The sequence below is a fragment of the Bacillus cereus group sp. BcHK124 genome (assembly GCF_027712065.1).
GTDB lineage: Bacteria > Bacillota > Bacilli > Bacillales > Bacillaceae_G > Bacillus_A > Bacillus_A pacificus.
Genome location: NZ_JAQFPJ010000013.1, coordinates 109098 through 120528, shown reverse-complemented (window position 1 = coordinate 120528; position 11431 = coordinate 109098). Strand labels below are relative to the sequence as shown.

Here is an 11431-nt window from a genome sequence, read left to right as displayed (position 1 = left end):
TGTAAGTAAAGAAGAATAGGTAAAAGAAAGAGCAACCATGTTGCAAATTGAGGACTAAGGGAAAGCAAAGCGCAAAAAAATGTAAGTAAAGAAGAATAGGTAAAAGAAAGAGCAACCATGTTGCAAATTGAGGACTAAGGGAAAGCAAAGCGCAAAAGGAATGCAAGTAGAGAAGAAATAGGAAGAGAAAGAGCAACCATGTTGCAAGATGACGAGTTAGGGGAAGAAAGACGCAAAACCTTGTAAATATCTGTTACAATAAATTAAATATAATAGTAGTAAGGAATTTTATGATGAAAACTACTTTGTTATGATCCATGGTTTAGGGAGGGATATAAAGTGGATAATTTATTACAAATGTTTCGAGATGCATTGTTAATCTCTGAGCCAATTTATAAAACAAATGAGCTAGTATGGAATAAGTGGAATGCATACTTTAAAGATGTTGAAAACAATAATAATAAAGTATTAACCTCATCTCATGCATCTCCATCATTTACTGCATTAGTGTCTTGGCTAGAAAAAAAGCAAGAATCCGGTATTACATTAGTACAAATTTATGCGAAAATTGATTCCTATAAGGAAGAAATATATAAAGAAATCGAAGGATTTATAGAAAAAGAATTTCAAGATGTAGCACCTTCAAGTTCCATAGTAGTAGAAAATGATCAAAATATAGATAAGACAAGCATAGTAAACTATGAGGATTATTATGAGGTAAATAACTCTGCTGTTTATTATAAGCTAAGAGATGGGATTGCAAAAAATCAATTTGAAGAAGATGAGTTAAGTAAGGTTTTACAATATCCTATTGAAACTAAATCTTCTAATGGTGTAGCTCAGCTTTCTTCACACAAAGATGAAGATTTAAGACTTACAAATATAGAAGAAGCTGCTCGGTGGAATACCCTTGTCGATGATGTAATGAGTAATATGGATGATTTAACGGCAGATTGTTTAGATGCAATTACAATACAATGGATAAACGAAGCAAAATCTCCAGACGAATTCATTGATTTTTCTTATGAGCAAGTTTTAGAAATGTGTAACATTCCAAAAACAGTAGTCAAAAATAAAGAATACTATAGAGCGGAAGATAAAATTAAAATAGCAAAGAGAATTGCGGCTTTAGCAAGCATTTTTATCTATTTAAATGATGATAATGAGGTAGTAGTATTAAATGACCGTGATGATGATGGAGAACGTTTAGAATTAAAACGTGAAGTAATCAAAAGGTTATTTGTATTAGATTCAGTTGTATTGTGGAGACATAGTGTTACTAATGAATACATGGGCATTGAGTCTTGTCGTATTAAGCCAGGCAGCTTTTTAACCAATTACTTATACGGATCAAATAATACAACAGCGTTATTATCTAAAAAAGCACTTGAATACAATAGTTATAGACACAAATATCATAAAAGGTTAATTCGATACTTAACATGGCAATGGAGAATTAGACAAATGTATTCATCATTGAAAAAGCCATATTCTATAGGTGGGGACAAAGGGCTGCTAGCAGTAATGGATATCCCAAAAGATTGGAAGCCGAATCGCATTAGAGAACAGTTGGAAAATGTTCTAATGGATTTAGAAAATGAAAAAGTAATCTCTCATTGGGAGTATAGTGATCCACTTGATGAACAACAAATTGGGAAACGTAATTGGTTTAAAAACTATTACGCTAATTTAGGAATAACGATTTTACCGCCTGAGGAAATGCTGCAATCAATGGATAGGGTAATCGGAAAGAAATGTATAGAAGAACTTCAAGAACAATTACCTGAAGTAACAGTTGTTAAAGAAGTAAAGAAGACTGTAGAATCAGTCGAACAAATAGAGAAGAAGATCCGTGAACAAATACTGAAAGTACACAATGAAAAAAAAGTAAGTATTCGTGAAATAGCAGATGAAATTAGTATTTCTCCGTCTACATTATCTAGATTTTGCAATTATAAAACAAAACGTTTATCTAAAAAAGCATTAGAAAAGCTAACGAAATGGTGCGAAAGACAAGAAATATTAGAAAAGATGTAACATAGACTAAACATTTCTTTTAATAATAGTCCAATTAAAAATACACATACATTATGTATGTGTATTTTACTTATTATCAATTGCAAGAGGCCAAATTTCTTTTATTAAAAGTAATTTTGGAGGGCGAAGGTCCTACTGGAAAATCAAAATAGTTATGCGGTTTAATCCACTACAATTAAACTTCTTGTCTTATCGATATGGTTCAGTAACATATGATACTCTTCTTCATACATAGTTAAACGTTGTAGAAGGGATTGATTCTCAGCTTCTAAAGCTTCAATTTGATTTTGTAAAATTGTCAATTCATTTACATCTTTATAATTTTGTAGAAAGAGAATAATGTCATCTAATGTAATAGACAAAGAGTTTGTTTCTTTTTCTGATTGGGAGAGAGGAATGTTGTTTCCCGCTTTACGGTGTTGTTTGGCTTGTTGTATTTCGTCTTGGTATTGTTTTCTCACATATGAATTCCAACGAAATCCACAAGCTGCGGGTGTTCTAGCTAGTAGTTTTGCTACTTCTTTGAATGCAGCTAATTGTGTTCCACCGTTACGAATATACTGAAGTACTGTTGATGCGAGAAGTAAATCGTTATCATTAGTCCAAGAATCTTGTCTTGAAATTACCACGTTTTAACCCCCCATATATGTTTTATATTACATATATGCAGTTACTTAAAATGATAGAAGCTCAATCTCTCTTACAATAATTAAGGGTAAGTTTATAGAAGTATCTATGATTTTCAATGCAAAATTACATATAAGGTTGACTATTCACCAAACCTGTAACTATAATAGTTACAGGTTTGTAACTAAATTAATAGATTGGATTGACATGAGTTAGTTCTATGAATGATGTATAAACAAATATTTAAGAATGAATGGAGTTGAAAATATAGACCTACATATAAAATATATTTCTAGAAAGAAATTAGGTAATATACATTTTTTTATAATTATATATTAATAAAAAGAGGTGTGCGTTTTGAAAATTTTTAAGGGAATTCTAGTTTCTTCAATTGCATTAACAGCATTTAATGGAGTAGGTGGTATACTTCCAAGTGAAAAATCAGAAGTTGCCTACGCAGCTACTTACAATTATTCAAATAAGCAATTGAATTCTACTGTACATAAGCAAGCTACTAAACAATTAATTTTAAAATTTAAAAATGAAGCGAATTTACCATATCAGGATGGAATAGAAAAATTCATTAAAGAAGAAAAACAAGATCCTGAATTCATTGGAATTTTAGCTGAATATCCAAATGTAACTATAAATCGACTTTTTAATTCTTTAAATCCTAAAGAAATTAAAAATCTAGGTAAAGAAATAAAAGATTCTGATCATATTTCTTCTAATTTGCTAAACTACTATATTGTAGAAACTCAAGATGGTATTGATGTACAAGCGTTACTTACAAAAATTGAGAAATCATCTCTTGTTGAAACGGCGTATTTACAGGAAGAAGAGGCGTCACCAGAAGAGCGTTTACCAAATTTATCTGTTAACCCATATGATGAGCCTAGACTTACAAGACAAGGTTATCTTGAACCAGCACCATTAGGAATTAATGCACCTTATGCCTGGAGCATAAAAGGTGGGGATGGAAAAGGGACTACATTCGTAGATATGGAGTATGGGTGGTTATTTAGTCATGAGGATTTAGTGAATCAAAAGATTGAATTGATATCTGGACAAAATAAAAGCGAGCACCATGATCATGGTACTTCAGTCTTAGGAATTGTTTCGGCAGAGGATAATAACATAGGCGGAATTGGAATCGCACCCAAAGCTAAGGTAAAGGTTGTATCTCAAATTAGGGATAACGGAAATTATAATACAGCTGATGCTATTTTAAGTGCGGTTAACAATATGCAAGCTGGAGATATTCTTTTACTAGAGGCACAAGCAACTTACGATGGATATGGAGATAAGAACTATCTTCCTGTAGAAGTAAAACCGGATATATTTGATGCAATTCGTCTGGGAGCAAATAAAGGAATTATTATTATTGAAGCAGGTGCAAACGGCGGAAACGATTTAGATCAATTCAGAGACCGTAACGGTAAACAAGTTTTAAATCGTAATAGTCCTGATTTTAAAGATTCAGGGGCAATTATGGTTGGAGCAGCTTCTGCAAGAGTTCCTCATAAGCGTTCATATTTCTCTAATTATGGTAGTAGAGTGGATGTGTATGGATGGGGGAATGCAGTAGATACAACAGATGCTAAACCAAGTGAATTTACAACAAATCTATATACTTCTAGCTTTAGTGGAACATCTAGCGCATCACCTATTATTGCTGGTGCTGCTGCATCAATTCAAGGAATTGCAAAAAATAATCAGGGAAAAGTATATACACCAAGCCAGCTTAGGGATATTTTAAGTGACCCTAGTACTGGGACGAAATCTAACGATCCAATCTCTGATAAAATTGGTGTTTTACCTGACTTAAAAGCCATTTTATCTAAACTTGGTTTTTCACCAAACTTAGGTAATGATTCCTCCATTGTATTTCCTGATGAACCAGAGATAAATAAAGGGAATAAGGGAAATGAAGGATCTACTATTACATTCCCAAAAGAAGATTCCACTAATAGTGAAGGGGACTCTACCTTTATTTTCCCAGAATAATGGTAGAAAGAACTTCTTAGTATAAAGGATTCTTATATAACTAGTTATTTATAATAATAGTGAGAAAGGCTCTTATGCGTAGTAGCATAAGAGTCTTTTTGTTTTAAAATATACAAGTAGTTTAGGAAGAGTTAATTGGCATATGAATTAAGAAGATGTCTTACTTGTTCTATAAAATAATGGTGGTGTATATTATTTTTGTTACTTGACTAGCCATAATAGCCCCTTCTATGAAAGAAGCAAGTGACATAACATCTATATCATCTTTCATTTCTTATTTTTCGACTCCTTCTTTAATAAGAGATTCCATTAGTACTACTGTATTATCATATCCTTTTGCACCTGCAGCATGTAATTCAGGGAAAACATCTGTACTTTCAATTGCAACATTAAGTAAAGGATACCCACCAGCTATTAGCTATTGGGGGATTGTTGACCGTATCTTGGTATACAAGGAAGATAGCGATGATTTTATCTATAACATTTTCTTTATTTTCTATAGCCACATAAAAATGTTTCCATATGATTTCTCCACCTTTATCAAGTGCAGCCAATGCAATTTCTTCTTTGCTTTTAAATCGGCGATAAATAGCGCCTTTAGGCAGAGAAGCAGTGTCCATGATATCTTGAAGGGATGTGCGGAAAATTCCTTGCGTATTGAATAGATACAAAACTACAACATACCTACCCCTGAACTATAATAATTTAGGTCAGAAATAAACTTCTAATTTTGTGAGGAGTTAAGTACTAAAAAGGCTTAATTTTATTTAAGTATTTGTGGTAGTTTAAAGGACTTATCATTGGTTATGATATAATAAAATTCAAGTATACTAAGGGGGATTAATGAGATGATTTTTCAAAGTATGATAACAGCTATTATAGAAAAATTACAAGAGACGGTGAATCCCTATTGGATAATTGTGTTTGGATCAACGGCTGAGAACAGGGAACGAGAAGATAGTGATATTGATATAGCTTATTTAAGTGACACAACTTTAGGGAACTATGAACGTTTTTTATTAGCACAGGAGTTAGCTAACATTGTTCATAGAGATGTTGATTTAGTTGATTTATCCGAAGCTTCTACAGTTTTTCAAGCTCAGATTATACATACAGGAAAGACAATATTTTGTTCAGATGAAAAACGTAAGGTCATTTTTGAAATGAAAACCTTAAAAATGTATTCAAAATTGAACGAAGAAAGACAGATAGTATTTGATGATATAAAGAAAAGAGGTTCTATATATGAAGAATGAGGTTATTTTAAATAAAATTTCTACAATAGAGCGTTGTATAAAAAGAATCCAAGATGTATATGGAAATAACCCTGAAAATTTAGAGGACTTTACAAAACAAGATTCAATAATATTGAACATACAAAGAGCTTGTGAAGCGAGTATTGATTTAGCAATGCATATTGTTGCAGGGAAAAAATTAGGACTACCCCAATCTAGTCGAGAGGCTTTTGATTTATTGGTTACAGCAGGATTACTTAGCGTTGATCTAGCAAATAAGTTAAAAGCAATGGTTGGATTTCGTAATATTGCTGTTCATGATTATCAAAGTGTAAATTTAGATATTGTTCGTCAAATTATTGAAAAACATTTAACTGATTTTAAACTATTTACGAAAGAAGTAATGGGGATATTGGAATTTTAGGCAAAAGAACAGAATAATAGGACTGAGAAAGAAAGTAATTCTATGATTCCCGAACCAGCTATTGAAACAATTACTTAATTTCGTAAGAAGAAACTTTCGTAAGAAGAAACGCAGTCATAAGATGAATTTGTTTATGTTGTAGCGAGGCTTTGCATGAGATGTGTGTAGTTAATAGTAGGAACAATATCCACATACAATTTTATCAACAAATAAGTAAATATTTTTAAAACTAATTTTTATACATATAATGTATACCAAAAACAAAAAAGTTTCCTCACGGAAACTTTTTTGTTTTTGGTAAATTTATAGCGATTAATTAATATACAGTTTTTGAAAAAAATGATGAATCATGTCAAATCATCTTCATTTACACGAACATGAACGTAGTATAAAAATGAAGCATATCCAAAATAATTAAAGGGGCTGGAAAAATGATTAAAAAACTTATTATTGGTTCTATTGCTTTAGGCACAACAATAGGAGTGAGCAAACCTACATTTGCTGCTACAATACATTCTCCATCACAGTTTAAAGAAATTCAAAATGTTCATGTGCAATCCCTACACTCCCCACGGCAGTATTTAGGGCAAACTTCAAGGGAACTTCAAATTAAAAGTAAGGATCCAAAAGTACTAGCTTTTGAACTAGCAAAAGAAGCGCCATTTTATGAAGAAGAATTAGTAGACATATGTTCGGTAATTTTAGATGCAAATGTAGACGTTATATATTGGACAAGTAAGGAATGGGTTAGATTTGAAGAAGGAAATTATGAATTTAAACATGAAATTAAAATTTTTAGAGATAAAGAACGTCAGCAATTAATTACTGCACTAGAATCTTAGAACTTTTACAAAAAAGAAGCTATTTTTAGTATGCTATTCTACCCTCATAGTAGATAGGAAAAAGAAAACACATTAACCTATTTATTGTCGAAAATAAATTGCGATTATAATAGCAATTGTATTCCCAAAAGCAATGTGTCAAATGGATTTTAACATACCTGTAACGGTATTGTTATCAATAAAGTATGCACGGAATTACAAATGGTTGTTTAGAATATTAGAAAAAGTTTAACTGATAAAACCCATTGATCTCAGTATGTCTACATGAGATCAACGGGTTTTTATTATTATGTATTCGAAGATATGGAAAGTATTTTGTGTGTCTATAAAGTTTGGTTTTGAATTTTACGGATGTCTGTATATTACATAAACATTTACAGATGTTTTTGTTATAATTATTTATGAGGTGTATGAAATGAAACACAAAACATTTGGATATGTACGAGTTTCCAGTAAAGATCAAAATGAGGAACGACAAATTCGAAATATGAAAGATTTAGGAATAGAAGATCGAGATATTTTTATCGATAAACAATCTAGTAGAAATATGCAACGCGAAAATTATCAAATGTTAAAACGTCTTGCTCGTACAGGTGATACCATTGTATTTGATTCTTTAACTAGACTAGGAAGAAGCATGAATGATGTCCTCGAGGAATTCAGATACTATGAAAAGCATGAGATTAATTTACAATTTATAAAAGAACCATTCATTAATGTAAATTACACAGGTAAGAGTACAAATGATGTTATTCAAAGTGCTATTCAGAAAGCAACGCTTACCATTTTATCTGCTTTTGCAGAAAAAGAACGGCATGATATTAAACAGCGACAAGCGGAGGGTATTGCTCTAGCTAAAAGGCAAGGTAAACGGTTAGGACGTCCTCCAGTAGAAATTACAGCCGAATTTATTGAAGCCTATAAAGAATGGAAGTCTGGTGGTATTACAGCAGTAGGAGTCATGAAGAAATATGGTATCAAACGTTCTTCGTTTTACAAACTTGCTAAGCAGTATGAAGAAACAAAACATAAAAATCTACTGAATGATTAATGATAATTTAGGAGGTTATTATATGAAACATACAGCAAAAGTAAAAATTGGTGATTGCGTTCAATTTTCTTATCGTAAGAATCCTTCCTTGCAATTAACTGGATATGTGGTAAGAGTTTTAACGAATACCATTGTTGTAGAGGTTTCAGATATGATGGAAGAGGAGTTAATTGATGCTAGACAGGTAGTAAAGCATGGGCGTTATCATAAGATAGCCCGTAAACAAGTAAAAAGTAAAGTTTCATGAAAAACACTCTTAAAGAAATCTAGAAGCAACTTTTCAAATGTCATATACTGTCTTGAATACATTTATGTATTGGCATTTTTGTTCGTATTTTGTATACTAAACGTGAGTTTTCCTTACGTAGGCAATCTTTCAATTTCTATGAAAGCCAACTAATCTGTTAATTATGTATGGTAGCAAATAAGCTCTTATGTCCACAGATATAAGAGCTTATTTGCATATGTATCACTCTTTTATGTACAATGAAAGAAAAACATCATATGAGATGGGGAGAGGAAAACCCATGTCCAACAAACAATTAGTGAATTTACGCATTGATTTTGCTTTTAAACAATTATTTGGCACAAGTGGAAATGAAGATATTCTCATTGCTTTTTTAAATGCGATGTTACAAGAATCTTTAGAATCACCCATTGTTTCGTTACAACTAGAAGATCCACACTTGCACCGAGAACATGAAGAGGATAAATTATCGATTTTAGATATTTCCGCTACATTAGATACAGGAACAAAGGTAAATGTAGAAATACAGCTGAATAACAATCATGACATGATTAAGAGAAGTTTGTATTACTGGGGAAGGCTATATACATCCCAACTACAAAAGGGAATGCCATATAGTTCTCTTCACAAAACCATTACGATTAATTTATTAAACTTTGTAATGTTTCCAGAATATGAAGCATTTCATACAACAGGAATCTTATGGAATCGGCAACAACAAAAGAAGTTAAGTGATGATATTGAAGTTCATATTGTGGAGATTCCAAAACTCATGCAACAGTGGCGGAATGAACAAGTTAATCCCTGGGAAGATTCTTTTGTTCGTTGGTTGTTATTACTTCCAGCGAATGAGGATGAACAATTAACTCAAACATTGGAGGATATTGCGATGAACCAAGACCCTATTTTACAAAAAGCGATGAATAAATGGGAACGTATGAGTCAAGATTCTTCTTTCCGACAAGCGTATGAAGCAAGGGAGAAAGCGTTGATGGATGAAGCCGCAAAGTTTGCTTATGCAGAACAAAAAGGGATTGAAAAAGGGAAAATGCAACTTATTCGTGGTATGCATAAAAACGGAATGCCAATAGAAGATATTGCAAAGTTTACAAATTTACGTATAGAAGAAATACGAAATATTTTACAAGCCTAAATAATTAAAAGTAACAACTACAAATACTTGTAGGTATTATTTTTTAGTGACCGCCACCAGGAAGTATAGTTAATGTTTGAAAAGATTTGAACTACTCCTACTTTCACTTCGTTTTACAAAAAAGAAGGGCCAAGGTTGAAAATAGATAAATCATAATAAAAAACTACAGGTCTGTAATTGATTAAGAACCTGTAGTTTTTTTATGTTTATCCTATTTTATTTTCCATTTTTTTGCGTTTCAATAATAAATTTTGAAACTAATTCTGATAATGCTTCTACTTTTTCTTTTATGTTGTTAGATTGATTTGATACTTCCTCAATTGATGCCGCTTGTGATTGGATTGACTGTACAGTTTGAGTGGTTTCTTTAGCTATTTGTGTTGCAGTTTCAGAAACACTTGATATAGAAGCATTAACTTCTTCTGTACCAGCAGACATTTCTTCTGTTGCTGCAGATACCTCTTGAATTTGGCTAGTGATTTTATTAATAGCCACCATAATAGATGAGAATGCTTGATCTGCTTGATAAGCAGCTTCTTTTCCTTCTGTAGCCTTTTGTTGACCTTTTTGCATGACATTCACCGTATCTTTTGTATCTGTTTGAATCAATTGTATTAAATGATTAATTTCATTTGCGGATTCTTTCGACTTCTCTGCTAAATTCCTTACTTCGGCTGCAACTACTGCAAACCCTTTTCCATTTTCTCCAGCACGCGCAGCTTCAATAGCAGCGTTTAATGCGAGAAGATTGGTTTGTTTGGCAATGTTAGTGATAGGTTCTTCCAGTTAATTTTTCATTAGAGAAGATTTGAATAATTGTACCTACTTTTATTGTATTTCCCACAAATTTCTCCTCCGCACTTAAATATGATAATTACTATTTTGTTGATTATTATAATCATTTGATTTTTTGTCCTAATAGCACCTCTATAAGGGTATTTATTCTTTTATCTTGCACACTATAATAAGTTTCGTATCCCTTTCTATTGCTAGCTAGTATTTTTTGTGATTTCATTACGGCTAGATGTTGAGATGTGGTAGACTGTGGCCTTTCTAAAAAGTCTGCTATTTGATTTACATTGCATGGACCTCTTTTAGTAAGTTCTATTATTATTTTGATTCTTATTGAATGTGATATTGCCTTTAAAAGGGTAGCGTTTTCTTTGTAAATAGACATTTAAATTTTTCTCCCTAACGTGTATTTCTATTGCTGTTTAAATAAAAAATATAAAACTATATATAATGATTAATAACTTTATAAAAATATATTATAGAATGTTAACATTTTTATAAGTGAAATTGTGCTTGCCCTTTATCAAGTAGAGGATGAAAAAGCGTTGGTATTGTAAAGTAAGAGCGAATTTTAATAATTACTTCAAGGTATTTACTGATTCCTTTTCTATAAATAAAGAGAGGTCTTAAACCTTAAAGAACTTTTAATTTAACACCTATAAAATATGGTTATAAAACAAAATCCAACTATAAGGATAATGGATATTGTAATAAATTGATTGTAGTATCTTTGCAATTATTGTATTTATTTGAGGGGAATAGTCTTTTTTGTTTTCTTATGTAAATTACGTGAATCACCAACGGTTTATTTGGTAAACATGGGATGAAATATAGCTGTTTGATTGCAATTTCATCCTGGAATTGAAGTTTCTTAATGGATTAGACGATTGCTTTCAAAGATGAAAAGCCCATGTCAATGAAGGTATTGAAGAAATATATTTCTTATCATCTTGAGGAGAATGTTGCAGAAACATTTTATAAATTTGCTCTCATTGAATTTTAAACATACAGGTAGA

At 31.6% G+C, this 11431-nt stretch carries 10 protein-coding genes and 2 pseudogenes; 8 read left to right on the top strand and 4 right to left on the bottom strand.

Translation table 11 applies throughout. From position 1 onward, the window contains the following. Positions 1–339 precede the first annotated feature (339 nt). On the top strand, positions 340–2037 hold the full coding sequence (locus tag PDK19_RS18740; RefSeq protein WP_046647643.1) for a helix-turn-helix domain-containing protein: 1698 nt from the start codon (positions 340–342) through the stop codon (positions 2035–2037). A gap of 161 nt (positions 2038–2198) precedes the next feature. Here PDK19_RS18740 and PDK19_RS18735 read toward each other — a convergent pair whose 3' ends face one another. Then, positions 2199–2666, bottom strand: a complete 468-nt coding sequence (locus tag PDK19_RS18735; RefSeq protein WP_046647641.1) for an RsfA family transcriptional regulator — start codon at positions 2664–2666, stop codon at positions 2199–2201. 355 nt (positions 2667–3021) lie between these two features. Here PDK19_RS18735 and PDK19_RS18730 point away from each other — a divergent pair, with 355 nt between their 5' ends. Beyond that, positions 3022–4671: a S8 family peptidase gene (locus PDK19_RS18730; RefSeq protein ID WP_046647639.1), complete on the top strand. Its 1650-nt coding sequence runs from the start codon at positions 3022–3024 to the stop codon at positions 4669–4671. A gap of 131 nt (positions 4672–4802) precedes the next feature. Here PDK19_RS18730 and PDK19_RS18725 read toward each other — a convergent pair. Then, positions 4803–5342, bottom strand: a pseudogene (locus PDK19_RS18725) (TetR/AcrR family transcriptional regulator). Positions 5343–5519: 177 nt separating this feature from the next. On the opposite strand from PDK19_RS18725, the gene mntA reads away from it, so the two are divergent. From mntA to PDK19_RS18695, 6 genes are all read left to right on the top strand, one after another. Beyond that, positions 5520–5927 (top strand): type VII toxin-antitoxin system MntA family adenylyltransferase antitoxin, encoded by a 408-nt coding sequence (mntA, locus tag PDK19_RS18720; RefSeq protein ID WP_000577223.1) that lies wholly within the window; start codon positions 5520–5522, stop codon positions 5925–5927. Next, on the top strand, positions 5917–6330 hold the full coding sequence (gene hepT / locus PDK19_RS18715; protein WP_046647635.1) for a type VII toxin-antitoxin system HepT family RNase toxin: 414 nt from the start codon (positions 5917–5919) through the stop codon (positions 6328–6330). The genes mntA and hepT overlap by 11 nt, the downstream gene beginning before the upstream one ends. 431 nt (positions 6331–6761) lie before the next feature. Then, positions 6762–7172 carry a hypothetical protein gene (locus PDK19_RS18710; protein WP_046648596.1) on the top strand — a complete coding sequence of 137 codons (411 nt, stop codon included), beginning with the start codon at positions 6762–6764 and terminating at the stop codon, positions 7170–7172. A 415-nt stretch (positions 7173–7587) separates the two neighbouring features. Beyond that, entirely contained in the window at positions 7588–8223 is a 636-nt protein-coding gene (locus PDK19_RS18705; protein WP_000681164.1) for a recombinase family protein, read from the top strand. Between the two features lie 22 nt (positions 8224–8245). Then, entirely contained in the window at positions 8246–8470 is a 225-nt protein-coding gene (locus PDK19_RS18700; protein WP_000683046.1) for a DUF2187 family protein, read from the top strand. Positions 8471–8750: 280 nt separating this feature from the next. After that, entirely contained in the window at positions 8751–9623 is an 873-nt protein-coding gene (locus tag PDK19_RS18695; protein ID WP_046648599.1) for an Rpn family recombination-promoting nuclease/putative transposase, read from the top strand. 216 nt (positions 9624–9839) lie between these two features. Here PDK19_RS18695 and PDK19_RS18690 read toward each other — a convergent pair. Next, positions 9840–10397, bottom strand: a pseudogene (locus PDK19_RS18690) (methyl-accepting chemotaxis protein); the annotation flags it as partial. A gap of 124 nt (positions 10398–10521) precedes the next feature. Further along, positions 10522–10800 (bottom strand): ArsR/SmtB family transcription factor, encoded by a 279-nt coding sequence (locus PDK19_RS18685; protein ID WP_046648601.1) that lies wholly within the window; start codon positions 10798–10800, stop codon positions 10522–10524. Positions 10801–11431: the final 631 nt, after the last annotated feature.

Excerpts from the sequence above, each read along its gene's own strand:
- PDK19_RS18710 (WP_046648596.1), top strand. The coding sequence starts at position 6,762 with ATGATTAAAAAACTTATTATTGGTTCTATTGCTTTAGGCACAACAATA.
- mntA (WP_000577223.1), top strand. The coding sequence starts at position 5,520 with ATGATTTTTCAAAGTATGATAACAGCTATTATAGAAAAATTACAAGAG.
- hepT (WP_046647635.1), top strand. The coding sequence starts at position 5,917 with ATGAAGAATGAGGTTATTTTAAATAAAATTTCTACAATAGAGCGTTGT.
- PDK19_RS18695 (WP_046648599.1), top strand. The coding sequence starts at position 8,751 with ATGTCCAACAAACAATTAGTGAATTTACGCATTGATTTTGCTTTTAAA.
- PDK19_RS18700 (WP_000683046.1), top strand. The coding sequence starts at position 8,246 with ATGAAACATACAGCAAAAGTAAAAATTGGTGATTGCGTTCAATTTTCT.
- PDK19_RS18685 (WP_046648601.1), bottom strand. The coding sequence starts at position 10,800 with ATGTCTATTTACAAAGAAAACGCTACCCTTTTAAAGGCAATATCACAT.
- PDK19_RS18705 (WP_000681164.1), top strand. The coding sequence starts at position 7,588 with ATGAAACACAAAACATTTGGATATGTACGAGTTTCCAGTAAAGATCAA.